Genomic DNA, 16055 nt, shown 5'->3' with positions numbered 1-16055 from the left:
TAAGCCAAACATTATAAGACCCACCAAAGTTGCGTGGCGCTTTGGTGGCAAAGGGGTGGTTTTGCTTTGTCAGTTTTTGCAAAGGGTGCAAAAAGAGAGCCTATCAGCCTTTTATAAAGGGCATTTTTTAGAAACGGTTTTGTCTTTGTGAAAACTTGCCGCACATTCTCGTATGGTGTTTGGGGTCTTTTGCTGGCGCAAGGCGTGGTATATGGGGCTGTGCCACAAAGTGGGGTAGATGGGTTAAGTACCGCCCCCCGCGTTGCTGTGCAGCATGAGCACCTTCAAAATGGCGGGGCTACAAACAGTGTGGCCTCTTTAGCGCTGCCGTTTGATACGCACACAGGCATTGCCGCCTTTTGGTCTGGCCCAGATTTTATTGTGCTGGCAGACCGCCGCCTGCCCGCACTTGCCCGTGCTTCTGGCGGTAATGGTCTTTTTGCATCGCTTAACGTGACACTGCTCGACCACGCTACCGTGGTGCAGGTGCACTTGCCTAGCCACCCAGACCTAAACCTAACCCAACAAAAAGAGGGGTGGTTACTAAGTGCCGCCCCCCGTAGTGCCGGTAAGGTGGGTCTTACCCCTGTGCCAGAAGCCGGAGGGGTAAGGTTTGCGCTGGCACAAGCCGGGCAATGCCTGAGCTTACCAGACCCGGCTTCTGGGGTGCGGTTGTTGGTGGCAACATCACGCAGTGCTTCGGGCGGTATTATGCAGCCGGTGCAGGCTATAGGCTATACGGTGCGGCCCTCGCTTGAAGGCGTGGTGATTGCCGCAGATTCAGACCAACTCCTGCTAAGCCCCACGCCACAAGGGCCAGTATTACAGGCCATAGCCTTTAACCCCCTGCCAGTTGGGCTGCCATTGCCGCTCCCCAACACTCTCGGCCCAGCGGCTAAAGACAGGCTCTGGCTTGGCCTGAGCACGCCCGACGGCCAACCTGCCCCGCAGGCAACAGTTGCACAGCTTAAAGCCGCAACAGACCGTTTGGCACAGGCCCCCGCAAACCAAAAAACGGCTCTGGCCTTTGCTGCCGCCCGTATGGCGCTTGCGCAGGGTGATGTAACGGCAGCGGCCACGCTCTTGCCGCCTGTTACGCCCCCACAAGGCTTGCAAGGGGCAAGCCCGTCTCTTGCACCTCCAAACGCGTATTCAATAGGGCCAGAAAAGCCAGAAAACCGCTTTGTGCGTGCGGCTATAAACCTGCTTGCGGGCAACCCAGGCGCTGCCCAACCTTTGAGTGAAAGCGGGTGGTATGCTTGGCCCGAGTTGCATGTATGGCAGGGCCTATACGGCTTATATGCTGGGCAAGACAGCCAAAAAACAACAGTGCTGCTGGCACAAGGTGTAGAACAGCTTACGCACTACCCCGCCGCTTTGCGCGAGCATATTTTACCGCAAGTGGCATTGGCTGTGGCACGCTACGGCCAGCCTGATACCCGCCAGAGGCTCGATACCCTGCCAGATGGGTCGTTTTACGATCTGGCCCGCGCAATACGCCAAGTGCGTGATGGGCAAAATGAAACAGCCCGCGTAGCGTTTGAAAACCTGACAGCCTCTACCAACACCACAGTTGCAGCCTTTGCGCAGGTGGCTCTTGTGCGGTTGCTGCGTGAAACAGACCAAATAGCGCCAGACATGGCTGTAGAGGCCTACGAAAAACTGCTGAAACAGCCAGACAAAACCACAATGCCCAACGGCCCACGGCAGCAGGCTACGTTGGGTTTGGCAGTGGCACTGGCGCAAAATAACCAGCCCCGTGCGGCCTTGGCACAGATGCAGGTGCTCAAACCCAGCCTAGAAATGCCACAAGACATACTGGCCGGGGCTTACCAGCAAATTTTGTATCGGCTTGTTTTTAGTACCTTGCACACACAAGCCGGGCAGCATGGGTTGGCCCCCCAAACAGCAGAAGGGCTTTCGGTAGAAGAAATTGTGCAGCTTGTGGCCCAATGCTTGCCAAATGTGGCAGATGGCGAAGGGAAAGCCAAATTGTTGGCGGGGTACGGAAAATTACTCCTCAATTTGCAAAAACCGTCTGAAGCACAAAAAGTTTTTGAGCAAGCTATTCTTATGCAGCCTAGCCCCCTTGCGCGCTCAGAAGTGCAAGATCTTTTGGCGCAGGCTGCTTTGTTGCAAGGCCATATTAGTGCCGCCCAACGCGCCACAGGCCAAATTGCGTTTGCGGCCCTAGAGCCAGACCTGGCCGCCCGCAAAGCCTATGATAGCGCGCGCGTAGCCCAAGCGCAGGGTGAGCCCGATAAAGCGCTAAGCCTACTTGCCAAAGACGAAACCGATGCAGGCCTAGACCTGCGCGGCCAACTGTATGAGGCAGACCATCGCTGGGCAGAGGCCGTGCAGGTTGTGGGGCGTTTGGCCAGCCGTGCTTTGCCGCAAAGCGGGCCTTTAAATGAGCCACAACGAATCTTGGCGCTGCGCTTAGCAACCGATGCCGCCGCCGCGCACGACAAGCAGACTCTGCTTACGTTAAAGGGGTGGCTTGCGGGCCGTACTTTGGGGCATGAGCGCGATACCTTGTTGACACTTCAGTTACAAAGCGCGGGTGCGGCCACAGCATCGCATTGATATGGTTCAGTTCTCGGGCTGTGGTGCAAGATTATAATATTTTTTCTTGTAAAAAATGCTTGTAATACAAAACAGAAGAACGTAGTTACACCCCCTCTTGGCCCAAGGGGGCGGTTTTCGCCCAACAGGCTGTCTACTGGTTTGGGGGTACGTCAATGAACGCACTTGCTCAACTGGGGATGGTCTCGGAACTCCCGAGCAATAACCAGGCATCTTCTGTTCCGGTCTCGTCTGACGATGATCGTAAAGATTACTTCGTCGAAAAAGACGGCGAGAAATTTGCAGGTACACATCTGCTCGTAGATTTGTGGGATGCTACAAATCTCGATGATCCGGAAAAAATTGACCGGACACTGTGCGAAGCCGCACTGGCAGCTGGCGCTACCATTTTGCATAGCCATTTCCACCATTTTACGCCTAACGGTGGCGTATCTGGTGTGGTTGTATTGGCCGAAAGCCATATTTCCATTCACACATGGCCCGAGCGCAACTTTGCGGCGGTAGATATTTTCATGTGTGGTGCGTGCGACCCGCACCTTGCCATTCCCGTCATGCAGCGCCTGTTTCAAGCGCAAGGTGTCGAGGTGGATGAGCAACGCCGTGGGCGTGTAGCGCTTTAAGGCGCACTCTCCCCGCTTTATTCTGTCGTCCCGGCAGGGGCAGGGCAGGGCTTTGGTGGCCCTGTCCTGACCCTGTTCGTGTATTTGGATGAAAGACATATGACCCAGCAATGGATTGAAGAAACCCTTTACGATAACTGGGGCCAGCGCTTTCGCGTGACCAAAGAACTGGCGCGCACCAAAAGTCCGTTTCAGGATATTGTGGTGTTCGAAAGTGACTCACACGGCCGTGTGCTCATGCTTGATGGCGTGGTGCAAATTACCGAGCGTGATGAGTTTGTGTACCAAGAAATGCTTACACATGTGCCGCTCTTTACCCACGGTGCAGCCCGCTCTGTGCTCATTATTGGCGCAGGTGATGGTGGTGTATTGCGCCGCGTGCTTGAACACCCCGGCGTAGAAAAAGCCGTTATGGTAGAAATTGACGGTGCTGTCATTGAACTTTCCAAACAGCACCTGCCCGGTATTGCTGGCGATGCCTGGAACAACCCGCGCGCTGAAGTGATTGTGGGTGATGGCATAGATTATGTGGCCCGTGCGGCAGATGCCTCTTTTGATGTGATTATTGTAGACAGCACAGACCCCATTGGCGTGGGTGAAGTTTTGTTTACAGACAGTTTCTACCAACATTGTGCGCGAATCCTGACCGCAGATGGCCTGATCGTAAACCAGTGCGGTGTGCCTTTCATGCAGGCTGATGAACTGTATGAAACCAGCGTGCGCCGGGCCAAATTCTTCCCGCAGGTTTCAGCCTATGTTGCGGCTGTGCCAACTTATGTGGGTGGCTTCATGACCCTTGGCATTGCGTCTAAAGGCAAAAGCCCGGCTGGCCAGAGCATCGAGACCGTGCGTACCCTTGCCCAGCAGGCTGGTATTTTGGGCAACACGCAATATTGGACACCAGAAATCCATGTTGGGGCGTTTAACCTGCCACCCTACATTGCCAAACACCTGCCCAAAGCCGAAGGCTAAAGGCAGCATACTACCCGATTGACTTGGCATCGTAATGATGTCAGGGTTTTGCTGTGCAGAGGGAGAGACTGGCCACGCGCCAGCGCCGAAGGAGCAACCGCCCCGGAAACTCTCAGGCAAAAGGACCCTGCACAGTAAACTTCTGGAGAGAGGTGCGTAAGCACCCGCCGACGGGATAGCGATCTCAGGCAGCCATACAGAAGGGGCAGACGGATACCACCCTCTTTGGTCCGGGGCCCTCAATTTGTTTTGTTGCCACCCTCAGTTTTTAGAACGTGCAACAGCCCCGGCCTTTGTTATGCAAGGCGGCGTGCATGAGCACTGACTCTTTACTACACACTCCCCTTTATTCCCTTCATGAAGAGGCTGGCGGCAAAATGGTGCCGTTTGCAGGCTACGCCATGCCCTTGCAGTATGCAGAGGGCATTATGGCCGAGCACCGCCATGTGCGTGAGCATGCAGGCTTGTTTGATGTCTCTCATATGGGGCAGGTTAAGCTCATAGCCCGCTCTGGCGGGGTAGAAGATAGCGCTCTGGCGCTCGAGCGCCTTGTGCCAGCCGATATTGTATCTCTTAAAAACGGGCGGCAGCGTTATACCCAGTTTACCAACGCACAAGGCGGCATTTTAGATGACCTGATGGTGGCCCGCCTTGATGATACTTTGGTGTTGGTGGTTAATGCCGCCTGCAAAGCGCAAGATATTGCCTTGCTGCAAAACGAACTTGCCGCAGACTGCCTTGTAGAACCCCTAGAAGAACGCGCCCTGCTTGCCCTGCAAGGCCCAGAGGCCGAACTTGCCCTTGCAACCTTGGCACCAGAAGTGGCCGACATGGCCTTTATGGACGTGCGTGAGCTTGATGTAGATGGCGCAAGCTGCGTTATCTCGCGCTCTGGTTATACGGGTGAAGACGGGTTTGAAATTTCCGTGCCCGCCATGGATGCCTCCCGCGTGGCGCGTAAATTGCTTGAGCACCCAGCCGTTAAGCTTATTGGCCTTGGCGCGCGCGACAGTTTACGCCTTGAGGCGGGTTTGTGCCTGTACGGCTCAGATATTGATGAAACCACAACGCCGGTTGAAGCTGCACTTGAATGGTCTATTCAAAAAACGCGCCGCCGGGGTGGCAAGCGTGAAGGCGGTTTTCCGGGGGCAGAGGTTATTCTGCAAGAGCTTGAAACGGGTGTGACGCGCCGCCGCGTGGGCCTACGCCCAGAAGGCCGCGCTCCAGTCCGCCACAATGCGCCCTTATGTGCCGATGCCACATTGCAAGAGGGCCTAGGCCGCGTCACCTCTGGCGCATTTGGCCCAACGGTAGAAGGGCCAGTGGCTATGGGGTATGTCGCGCTGTCACACGCTGCCCCGCAAACCCCGGTTTTTGCAGAGCTACGCGGCCGGGCTGTTGCGGCAACGGTGGTGGCCCTGCCTTTTGTGCCAGCACGTTTCAAACGCTAAGTCTACGGCATCGCAAACTGTTTGTTTTTCCCGTCATATTTTAAAATTATCCTTACGGAGTAGCACACCAATGACCCTGTATTTCACAAAAGAACATGAATGGCTCCGCCTTGATGGAGAGACCGCTTTTGTTGGCATTACCAAACACGCCGCAGAAGAACTGGGCGAACTGGTTTTTGTAGAAAGCCGCGAAGCAGGCACAGAAGTAACGGCTGGCGAATCTGTTGCCGTTGTTGAATCTGTTAAAGCCGCGTCAGACATCTACGCACCTGTTGATGGCGTTGTGCTTGAAGGCAACCCCGCCTTAGCCGATGACCCCGCCCGCGTAAGCTCAGACCCAGAGGGCGAAGGCTGGATCCTTAAATTCCGCCTGACCAACCCAGAACAGCTTTCTGGCTTGATGGATGCTGCCGCTTACACGGCATTTTTGGGCTAACGCAGCCTTTAGCCTGCTTGCTGTGCGGTTGTGTGGCTTAGGCCGCCGCACAGTAAGGGGGTCTTAAAAATGTGCAGGCCGTATGCAGGCGGGGGCTTTAACGCTCTGCTTGGCCTACGCGCCCCTCTTGCCGGTTTGTTTTCTGCCCTTTCAGGAATTGTTGCGTATGTTCTCGCTTGCTTCCGGCTCAGCCCATAGTTCTGGCTGTTCTGTTGATACTCTGCCCGTTTTTGCTGGCCTCAAGCCAGAAGCTGGCACCTTTGTGCCCCGCCATATCGGCCCGTCGGCAGATGATGTGGCAAGTATGCTGGCAACCGTAGGTGCTCCCTCGCTTGATGCGCTTATGCGGGAAACGCTGCCAGAAGCTATTCGGGCTACCAAACCTATGGGTATTGGTCCCGGCTGGAGCGAGGTCGATGTGTTAGCCCACCTCCGTACTCTCGCCAGCCAGAATGAGGTTATGACCTCGCTTATCGGGCAGGGGTATTACGGCACGGTTCTGCCTGCGGTTATACAGCGCAACATTCTTGAAAACCCAGCTTGGTACACGGCCTATACGCCGTACCAACCCGAAATTAGCCAAGGCCGCCTAGAAGCCCTGCTTAATTTCCAGACCATGATAACCGAGCTTACAGGGCTGGATATTGCCAATGCTTCGTTGCTCGATGAAGCAACGGCCGCAGCAGAAGCCATGGCTATGGCCCACCGTGTTGCTAAGTCTAAGGCAACAGCCTTTTTTGTCGATGCCGAATGCCACCCCCAAACGCTGGCCGTGCTCAAAACCCGGGCCGAACCCTTGGGCATTGCGCTGGTTGTGGGCTGCCCCCAGACAGACCTTGTTGCGGCTGATGTGTTTGGCGCACTCTTTCAATACCCCGGCACCACTGGCACCGTAGCAGACCCCCGCACTGCAATTGATGCCTTGCATGCTGCTGGTGCCATTGCCGTTATGGCGGCAGACCCGCTGGCACTTACCGTTTTGGCCTCACCGGGTGAGTTGGGGGCCGATATTGCTATTGGTTCTACCCAGCGTTTTGGCGTGCCAATGGGCTTTGGTGGCCCGCATGCAGCCTATATGGCCGTGCGTGATGCCTGGAAGCGTAACCTGCCGGGCCGTTTGGTGGGGGTATCGGTTGATAGTCAGGGCCGCCCTGCTTATCGCCTTGCCCTGCAAACCCGTGAGCAACATATCCGGCGCGAAAAAGCTACCTCCAACATTTGCACAGCACAGGTTTTGCTGGCCGTTATTGCGGGTATGTATGCGGTCTATCATGGCCCAGACGGTCTTGCGGCAATAGCTAAACGTGTGCATGGCCTCACCACCGCCTTGGCCGCAGGCCTTAAAGCACTGGGTGTTACTGTCGAGACCGAGCATTTTTTTGACACGCTTACCGTACAGGTGGGCGCAGGTGCTGCCGATATTCTGGCCCGTGCCCGCTCTGCCGGTATTAACCTACGTAACGCTGGGCATGGCCGCCTTGGCATAAGCCTAGATGAAACCACAACACCGGCAACCATTGTTGCGGTGTGGGGCGCATTTTGCACCGAGCAAAGCCGTGTTGAGGCTATGGCCAAAACACTGGCACCTGCACCAAGCGCTTTGCCTGCAAGCCTTGTGCGCCAGTCTGCTTTCTTAACGCAGCCGGTTTTCCGCTCCTGCCAGTCTGAAACAGATATGCTGCGCTACCTGCGCCGCTTGGCCGATAAAGACCTCGCACTCGACCGCACCATGATTCCACTTGGCTCATGTACCATGAAGCTGAATGCCACGGTCGAAATGCTGCCCATTACATGGCCCGGCTTTTGCGACATGCACCCCTTTGCCCCAATTGAGCAAACCAAAGGCTACCAGGCCCTGTTTGCAGACCTTGAGCAGTGGCTATGTGCCATTAGCGGGTACGATGCAGTGTCTTTCCAGCCTAACTCTGGCGCGCAGGGTGAGTATGCAGGCCTGCTGGCCATTAGTGCGTACCACCGTGCCAATGGGCAAACCAACCGTACGGTATGCCTTATTCCGGCCTCTGCCCACGGCACCAACCCGGCCTCTGCCCAAATGGCAGGCATGAAAGTGGTTGTGGTTAAATGCGATGCGGGCGGTAATATTGACCTAGAAGACATGCGCGCAAAAGTAGCTACCCACGCGCAAGACCTTTCAGCCGTCATGATCACATACCCGTCCACCCACGGCGTGTTTGAAGAAAGCATGCGCGAAATTTGCGATCTGGTGCACCAGGCCGGAGGGCAGGTGTATGTTGATGGCGCAAACATGAACGCACAGGTTGGTCTTGCCCGCCCGGCAGATTACGGCGGCGATGTGAGCCACTTTAACCTGCATAAAACCTTCTGCATTCCCCACGGTGGCGGTGGCCCCGGCATGGGGCCAATTGGTGTGCGTGCTCACCTTAAACCCTTCTTGCCCGGTAACCCTGCGGCAGAAGGCACAGCACAGGGCACAACGTTAGCTGTCAGTGCAGCCCCTTATGGCTCTGCATCTATTCTCCCTATTTCATGGGCGTATATCCGCCTTATGGGAGATGACGGGTTGCAACGCGCAACCGAGGTCGCAATCCTTAATGCCAACTATATTGTAAGCCGCTTGGCAGGGGCCTACCCCGTGCTGTATCGCGGGGCCAAAGGCCGCGTGGCGCATGAGTGTATTCTCGACCTACGGCCCATAAAAGACAGCGTGGGCGTTACGGTAGATGACATGGCTAAAAGGCTGGTGGACTACGGCTTCCATGCCCCTACAGTCAGCTTTCCGGTTGCGGGTACGTTCATGATCGAACCGACCGAATCTGAAGGGAAAGCCGAGTTAGACCGTTTTTGCGATGCCATGCTGGCCATGCGGGAAGAAGTGCGTGCAATCGAAGCCGGTAAACTCACGGCTGAGCACTCTGCCCTGCGGCATGCCCCCCATACTGGCAGCATGGTCACAGCAACTGACTGGCACTATGCCTACACCCGGCAAGAGGCCAGCTTTCCACCCGGTGTAAACCCAAGCCGTAAATATTGGCCGACAGTAAGCCGGATCGATAACGCGCACGGAGACCGCAACCTTGTGTGCTCCTGCCCAGACATTGCGGAATGGATGGAGTAAACCTGCCGCTTCTCATAGGCAGTGTCTCTCAAAAAGGGGGGGGGAGCCAGAACCGGCTCTCCCCCTTTTTTATGCACAACCGTACTCTTTGGCCTTCTAAGCTGCTTTCAAGGCCAAAAACCACACAGCCACACTCAACACAGCTTATGGTGTTGTTTTTGTAAAAAACAAAAAATAGGTTTTTAACCCTCGGCAAACGCTACCGCCGGTGTGCTTGTCGCGTGCCTAAAGGCATGCAGTGTTGGCACTTTCTTGGCGGTTAAAAGGGTATTTGTGCTGCTATGCTGCTCTTAAAAGGGGGCAACACCCAGCATGCAGGTAATAAAAAACCCCCAGCCATAAAAAATGGAGGGGGTTTGAAAAACCAGCTTTAAGAACCGTAAAACCTCTCAGGTTTCATGATTTTTGAAGCTGCTTTATGGGGCTAAAAAGTTAGTCGCGGCTTTCTGAGAAAGTGGCTTTGCTACCAGCTAAACCATCAACTGGCTCAGCATTGGCGGGGGCAGAGGCCAACTGGGTTTCTGCACCGTTTTTGTTCAGCTTTTTAGCCCAAGCCAGCATCACATCATTTTTAGGTGCTGGTGCGCTGCCGGGGCGGCGGCCATAAATAAAGCCATATGTGGGGTAGATAGACCCGTAAGTGCCAGATTTGTTGTTAAGAGCCACACGAACAGCAGACCAGTCGTTGTTGGGGGAGACGTCAATAACTGGTGTATTGTGGCTAATGCCGTTTTGCGCCCAGTGAGACTGGTCAATAATAATAGTGCGGCTGTTTATAACGTTGCGCACAACAGCCACATGGCCCAGCGGCATGCGGCGCACACCACGGAAGTTCAGCACGCTGCCTTCTTCTGGGGCAGAGCCACGCTCATACACGCCAGCGGCATTGTGCCACCAGTCGCGGGCGTTGCCATGCAGCACAACGTCTGAGGCAGACTTGGCGTAAGCAACACACTGGATAACGTGCCCACCACCATGCCCACGGCGACCACGGCGCATAACAATGCGGTGCGCGTGTGCCCCAGCATAATAATGCGTGGCGGAACCATGGGCCGCGGCAAGCGTAATTTTGTGAGAGTGGTTATGTGCGGCAGCAGCGTGGCGGGCTTTCGCCGCCGCTGGCTGCGCAAACACTGCGGCAGATAACGACAGAAATGACAGAGCGGCCAGTTTCAATTTTAAAGTGCCAGACCGTCCATCGCGCATCTCAGCGTACCCTTCTGTCCTGCATTGCATTCAGCTTTGGTGTGGTGAGTTAGGTATTAAACATCTGTGCAAGTCAGGCAAGCGTTCAATGCGCAGCAAAAACGCTCTTTTGTGCATTTGCAAGAAAATAGCCAATGAAAATTAATTATTAGGAATAAAATCCTATCAACCGCCACCGAGTTGCCGGAATTTCAAAGCTGAACCAGTGTCGTGTCATATCGTTGTAACAAAACCCCGTGAAGGGATTCGCACGCTCTGTGGCACAGATGCAACGTTCTGCCCCATGCCACACAGCACGCCATAAGCCGCATAGAGGGCTTATTTTGTGGTAATCAGCATAATCTCAACCAGAATACGGGGGTCGGCCATAACAGCCTGTACGCACGCGCGGGCAGGGGCCATGTTTTCTGGCAGCCAAGCGCTCCATAGTTTGTTCAGGGTGTCGCGGTCGTTAATATCTTTAAGCCAAATTTGGGCTTGCAGCAGGCGGGTGTTGTCGGTGCCATGCTGCTCAAGCAGGGTATCAATCTGCTCAAGTATGTCGCGGGTCTGGCCTTCTGCATCCAGTTCAAGGTTGCGGGCCACTACCCCCTGCGTGAAGATAAAACCATGATATTCTACCGCAGAAGACAAAATGGGGTTGGGGTTTGTACGCAGGATTTTGCTCATAAGATTCTCTTGCTTAATTAGAGTAACAGGTCACGGGGCTGGTTGCTTAACCAGCGCGGGTGCTACTTTTCAGTGCGCTTGGCTCTTGGTCAATGGGGGCTTTTGTTAAACGCGCAAACTCTGCCAAGCGTTCCGGTGTATCAAAGTCTACCAGTTCGGCTGGGTTGGCGGGCACGCGCAGTACGGCGGCCCCTAAAGCGGCTAAAATGGCACGGCCGCCCTTGTCGCCTTCAACGGCTTTAAGTGCTGCAAATTGGCTATGGTGCCAAATAACCGGGTTGCCGGGGCGGCCTGCAAGCTCTGGCGCTGCGGCAGGGGGCGGGGGCACTAACGCCTGCGTTGCTATAAGCGCATTCATAAGCGTGGCAGACACCAAGGGCATATCGCCCAAACACACCAGCACTGCCTGAGCACCTAAATTCTCGGCATAGGCCACACCCGCTTTAAGCGAGGCAGAAAGCCCCTGTGCAGCATTATGTGCAGTGCAACTGTGCAGCCGTGGGTCTGTAGGCAGTGCGGTTTGCACAAGGTGGTGTAGGTCTGGCTGGTTGGGTGGTACAACAACAATAATATGGGCTGCACGGCTAAGCAGTGCTGTGTTTACCGTGCGGGCCAACATGGTTTGGCCCGTAGCATCTGGTGCCAGCAACTTGTGGGCAGGTGCCGTGCGGCTTGAGCGCCCTGCGGCCAGCACAAGTACCGCAACAGTGGCGGCGGCTTCTGCCATTATGGGGTTACCACCCCGGCGCACGGGCTAATGGTGCATTACGCCTTACGGCAATAATCTGCGCTAAAACAGAAAGCGCAATTTCCTCGGCACCAATGGCGCCAATAGAGAGGCCTACCGGGCCATGAATACGGGCCAGAGCCTCTTCGGTAAAACCACATTCCCGAAGGCGCTTCATGCGGCTGGTCTGTGTCGTGCGGGACCCAAGGGCACCAATATAAAAAGCGGGGCTGCCCAGTGCATATTCTAGTGTTGGGTCATCCAGTTTGGCGTCATGGGTTAGGGTTACAATGGCGGTCATGCTGTCTACGCCAAGGCTTTCAAGGGCTTCATCTGGCCAGTCGGTGAGCAGCGTCTGCCCAAGCACAAAGCCGGGAAAGCGCTCAGGTGTGGCTAAGGCGGTGCGGGGGTCTATCACTATTGGGGCTAGGCCAGTCATACGGGCCATCTGGGCTAGGTGCTGGGCAATATGCACAGCCCCCACAATAAGGAGCCGGGGTGGTGGTGTAAGCGGCTGTAAAAACCATGCCTGCCCGTGTGGGTCTTCCCAATTCTGGCTTTTGCCATTTGTCAGGCAGGTTTGGGCTATAGGCTTCAAACCGTCAGGGGTATTGGGGGTCAAGGTGGCCCCTTCAACCGGGGTGGGTAGGAGCACATGGGCTGTGCCCTCTAGCGTGCGGGCCAACACCACACCTTGGCGGGCAGTTTGTAACGCGCAGGCTTTTTCTAATACGGTCAGTGGCAAGGTGCCGGTGGGGCAGTGTGGTGTTTGTATGGCTTCTACCAACACATCTAGCTTGCCGCCGCAGGCCAGCCCCACGTCCCACGCGCGGTCTGTGCTTACGCCATAAGACAGCACGGTTGCCGGTGCACCCGCCATAATGTCTTGCGCGGTGGTTATCACGTCTGTCTCTACACACCCGCCACTTACCGAGCCTTCTACCCGGCCCGTATCGCTTATGGCCATAAAGCTGCCTGCTGGGCGGGGGGAGCTCCCCCATGTGCCAACCACGGTTGCTAACGCCACTTTGTGGCCAGCCTGCGCCCAGTGTAGGGCGTGCTCAACTGTGCTCATGGCTGTGCCACCACGCAAAAGGGAGAGAAAGAGGGCCGTATCATACGCGTGTTTGTATCACTTTTACAGGAGCAGACCCATGCCACGAAAGAGGGGGCAGGACTGCTTGCCACGAGGGTTTTCTGAAACCACCCCCCTTGATAGGCGTTAAAAGAGCACCACGTTATGACACGTTTTTAGACCGAATTATAAGGAAGAACATTCATGTTAGAATCCCGTGATGGCCGCGTTATTTACGTTGTGGCAGATGGTGGCAAAGTTCGCTTTCTGCACGATGCACAGGGTGAAATGCGCGACGTAACCGATTTCGATCAGCACGATCACGAAGGCACGCCCGGTAAAGTACCATCAGGTGCCACCCCAGCAGACCAAGCCAAAGAAGCCTTCGCCCGCGTTGTGGCAGAGCGTATTAACGCAGCCGTACAGTCTGGTGGTAAGGTTGATGGTCTGGTTATTGCAGCCCCAGCCCCTATTCTGCACGAAATTCGTGAAAATCTGAGCAAGCCCGCACAGGCTAAACTCATCAAAACCTTCACCAAAGACCTTACCAACATTCCGGCACATGACCTGCGCCACCATTTTGATATTCCGGCAACCGGCTGGCAACTGCCCGCCTAAGCCCGCGCAAAAGCAGCCGCACTTAATACAGGCGGGCTGCATATCAGGCTTGAAAACTGCCAGAGTGTTACCGCTCTGGCAGTTTTTTTATGTATACACACCCAAGGCCTACCTGCCATGACACACCATACCCTTTAGCTGTGTATGCTCATGGTACGCAGGCCGGAGGGGTCTTGGCACCGTGCGGTGGTCGTGGCCTAAAGGCGTAAGTTTTACTCAAGGTTTAAGGAGTGGGCGGGCTTTGCATCTTGCTTATCCCGGTATGCAATTACGGGTTATTCCCGTTACGGCATTTCGTCAGAATTGTTCTCTTGTATGGTCACCAGATACAGGCCAAGCCTTTTTGGTCGACCCCGGCGGAGATGCAGAAACACTGGCCCGCATTCTCGAGCAGGCGGGCCTGACACTCGACACTATCCTGCTTACGCATGGCCACCTAGACCATGCGGGCGGTGTGGCGCCTTTATGCCGTATTTTGGCCCAAACGCAGGGTAAAGCCCCGCGCGTTCTCGGCCCACAAAAGCAAGATGCCTTTTTGCTGGCTTCAATTGCCGAGCAAGCCAAGCATTTTGGGCTTGAAGGGCTAGAGAATGCCACAGTTGATGCCTACACAACCGACGGCCAAACCCTAGAACTCTTGGGCCGCACCTTGCGTGTGCTGCATATTCCCGGCCACACACCGGGGCATGTGGCGTATGTTGATGAGGCCGCGCGTATCGCCTTTGTCGGAGATATTTTATTTCGTGGCACAATAGGCCGTACAGACTTTGCCTACGGTAACGGCCCGCAACTTGTGCAAGGCATTCGCGAAAAACTTCTTCCTTTGGGCGATGATATCGTGATTATGCCAGGGCATGGCGGCTCCAGCACATTAGGGGCAGAGCGTGCCGATAACCCGTTCCTTCGTGTGGGCTGAATGAAAGAGAGACCTAAAATGAAACACAGTCTTCGCGCTTTACTCGCCGCAGGGCTGCTTGTGGGGGCTTTGTCCAGCGCTCCCTTTTATGCCCGCGCCGCCCAAGACACAGCCGAGCCAACACAGGCCCAGCCAACCTTACCGCAAGAAAAACTGAGCATTCACTCAGGGGCCGCAAGCCATACATTTTCCGTAGAACTCGCCACAACACCGCGCCAACAGCAGGTGGGCGAAATGTTCCGTACGCAAATTGCGCCAGAAAGCGGCATGCTCTTTCTGTGGCAAACCCCACAGCAAAGCGATATGTGGATGGAAAATACACTGGTGCCGCTAGACATTGTGTTTATTGCCCCAGACCACCGTATTCAGGCCATTGCCGAAAACGCCGTGCCCCGCAGCTTGGCCCATATCAGCAGCCACGGCCCGGTTATTGCCACGCTTGAACTGCCGGGCGGCACCACAGCACGCCTAGGCATTACAGTGGGTGACAAAATCGACACCCCATCTCTTACCAAAAAACCCTGAAAAACTGCCTGCCCCGGTAACGGCTGCGGGCAGGTAGCCACAGGTGCACAGCCTCTGGGTAAGGGGCTGTAACAAAGGCAATTACGTTGACCATTTTAGTAACCGGTGCCGCTGGCTTTGTCGGGTTTCATGTCAGTCAGGCGTTACTGGCCCAAGGTGTGCGGGTTATCGGGGTCGATAACCTGAACACTTATTACACACCCGCCCTTAAACACGCCCGTTTGGCCTTACTGCAAACCCAGCCGGGTTTCTCTTTTCATAAGCTAGACCTTGCTGCGCCAGAGGCCCTGTCCGTTCTCGCGTCTGAAAAAAACAGCATCACTGGTATTTTGCATTTTGCGGCGCAAGCTGGGGTGCGGTACTCCATGCTCAATCCGGCAGCTTTTGCGCATTCTAACGTGCTGGGTCACCTTGCCGTGCTAGAGTTTGCCCGCACGCTGCCCCGCTTGGTGCATCTGGTTTATGCGTCTTCTTCATCTGTCTATGGGCGTAACACCACCTTGCCCTTTAGCGAGACAGACCGAGTAGACCAACCCGGCTCGTTTTACGCAGTGACCAAACGCACAGCAGAGCTTACCTCATCCACCTACAGCCACCTGTATGGCCTGCCTCAAACGGGTTTACGGTTTTTTACGGTGTATGGCCCGTGGGGGCGGCCAGATATGGCCTATTACAGCTTTGCTAAAGCTATTCTCAGCGGTGCAGATGTCACCTTGTACGAAGGGGATGCCCTCGCCCGAGACTTCACCTACATTGCCGATGTCGTCTCAGCCGTACTGGCCGTGCTGGCTAAACCGCCAGAGCACGGAGCGGCACGGGTGCTCAATATTGGCAACCACCGCCCAGAATCAGTGCGTACCCTTGTGCAGTTGCTAGAGCAGCAGCTTGGCTGCAAAGCCCATATAACCCTCAAGCCCCGCCCAGAAGCCGATGTCGAAACCACATGGGCCAATATAGATGCCATACACGCCCTAACCGGCTGGCAACCCACAACGCAGCTGGCCCAAGGCATTGCGCAGTTCGTGGCATGGTTCAAAACCTACCAAAACTCAGGGCATCAAGCCTGAGTTCCCCATAGACGTTTAAAAATTACCAACCCTTAATAAAGTTTATAGCGGTTTTTCCGCCCTCTAAGTGCCTGTTTTCACCCCCATCCC

At 55.4% G+C, this 16055-nt stretch carries 14 protein-coding genes and 1 riboswitch; of the genes, 10 read left to right on the top strand and 4 right to left on the bottom strand.

What is annotated here, in order from left to right; all coding sequences use genetic code 11:
* Positions 1-147: 147 nt before the first annotated feature.
* The 6 genes from Abor_RS12565 to gcvP all read left to right on the top strand — a co-directional run bounded on the left by Abor_RS12565 (position 148) and on the right by gcvP (position 9162).
* Positions 148-2586: a tetratricopeptide repeat protein gene (locus Abor_RS12565; RefSeq protein ID WP_048842244.1), complete on the top strand. Its 2439-nt coding sequence runs from the start codon at positions 148-150 to the stop codon at positions 2584-2586.
* Between the two features lie 155 nt (positions 2587-2741).
* Positions 2742-3206: an adenosylmethionine decarboxylase gene (speD, locus tag Abor_RS12560; protein WP_048842243.1), complete on the top strand. Its 465-nt coding sequence runs from the start codon at positions 2742-2744 to the stop codon at positions 3204-3206.
* Positions 3207-3305: 99 nt separating this feature from the next.
* Positions 3306-4178: a polyamine aminopropyltransferase gene (speE, locus tag Abor_RS12555; RefSeq protein ID WP_048842242.1), complete on the top strand. Its 873-nt coding sequence runs from the start codon at positions 3306-3308 to the stop codon at positions 4176-4178.
* Between the two features lie 48 nt (positions 4179-4226).
* Positions 4227-4316: riboswitch (glycine riboswitch) on the top strand.
* A gap of 176 nt (positions 4317-4492) precedes the next feature.
* Entirely contained in the window at positions 4493-5629 is a 1137-nt protein-coding gene (gene gcvT, locus Abor_RS12550) for a glycine cleavage system aminomethyltransferase GcvT (RefSeq protein WP_048842241.1), read from the top strand.
* A gap of 70 nt (positions 5630-5699) precedes the next feature.
* Positions 5700-6065, top strand: a complete 366-nt coding sequence (gene gcvH / locus Abor_RS12545; protein ID WP_048842240.1) for a glycine cleavage system protein GcvH — start codon at positions 5700-5702, stop codon at positions 6063-6065.
* Positions 6066-6231: 166 nt separating this feature from the next.
* A complete protein-coding gene (gene gcvP / locus Abor_RS12540) occupies positions 6232-9162 on the top strand; it encodes an aminomethyl-transferring glycine dehydrogenase (RefSeq protein WP_048842303.1) in 2931 nt (976 codons plus the stop codon).
* Positions 9163-9594: 432 nt separating this feature from the next.
* Here the strand turns inward: gcvP and Abor_RS12535 are convergent, their stop codons facing one another.
* The 4 genes from Abor_RS12535 to Abor_RS12520 form a co-directional block, all read right to left on the bottom strand.
* Entirely contained in the window at positions 9595-10368 is a 774-nt protein-coding gene (locus Abor_RS12535; RefSeq protein WP_048842239.1) for a CHAP domain-containing protein, read from the bottom strand.
* A gap of 318 nt (positions 10369-10686) precedes the next feature.
* On the bottom strand, positions 10687-11037 hold the full coding sequence (locus Abor_RS12530) for a RidA family protein (protein ID WP_048842238.1): 351 nt from the start codon (positions 11035-11037) through the stop codon (positions 10687-10689).
* A gap of 46 nt (positions 11038-11083) precedes the next feature.
* On the bottom strand, positions 11084-11764 hold the full coding sequence (locus Abor_RS12525; protein WP_048842302.1) for a nucleotidyltransferase family protein: 681 nt from the start codon (positions 11762-11764) through the stop codon (positions 11084-11086).
* Between the two features lie 7 nt (positions 11765-11771).
* Positions 11772-12839, bottom strand: a complete 1068-nt coding sequence (locus tag Abor_RS12520; RefSeq protein ID WP_048842301.1) for an XdhC family protein — start codon at positions 12837-12839, stop codon at positions 11772-11774.
* A gap of 204 nt (positions 12840-13043) precedes the next feature.
* On the opposite strand from Abor_RS12520, the gene Abor_RS12515 reads away from it, so the two are divergent.
* The 4 genes from Abor_RS12515 to Abor_RS12500 all read left to right on the top strand — a co-directional run bounded on the left by Abor_RS12515 (position 13044) and on the right by Abor_RS12500 (position 15965).
* Complete coding sequence (locus tag Abor_RS12515) at positions 13044-13457, top strand: host attachment protein (protein ID WP_048842237.1); 414 nt, start codon at positions 13044-13046, stop codon at positions 13455-13457.
* Positions 13458-13698: 241 nt separating this feature from the next.
* Positions 13699-14373: an MBL fold metallo-hydrolase gene (locus tag Abor_RS12510; RefSeq protein ID WP_084594532.1), complete on the top strand. Its 675-nt coding sequence runs from the start codon at positions 13699-13701 to the stop codon at positions 14371-14373.
* 18 nt (positions 14374-14391) lie between these two features.
* Positions 14392-14898: a DUF192 domain-containing protein gene (locus Abor_RS12505; RefSeq protein WP_048842235.1), complete on the top strand. Its 507-nt coding sequence runs from the start codon at positions 14392-14394 to the stop codon at positions 14896-14898.
* 86 nt (positions 14899-14984) lie between these two features.
* Entirely contained in the window at positions 14985-15965 is a 981-nt protein-coding gene (locus Abor_RS12500; protein WP_048842234.1) for an NAD-dependent epimerase/dehydratase family protein, read from the top strand.
* Positions 15966-16055: the final 90 nt, after the last annotated feature.

The organism is Acetobacter orientalis, assembly GCF_000963965.1.
Taxonomy (GTDB): domain Bacteria; phylum Pseudomonadota; class Alphaproteobacteria; order Acetobacterales; family Acetobacteraceae; genus Acetobacter; species Acetobacter orientalis.
Note: the sequence above shows the minus strand (reverse complement) of the source record. Positions and strands in the feature narration are given on the sequence as shown.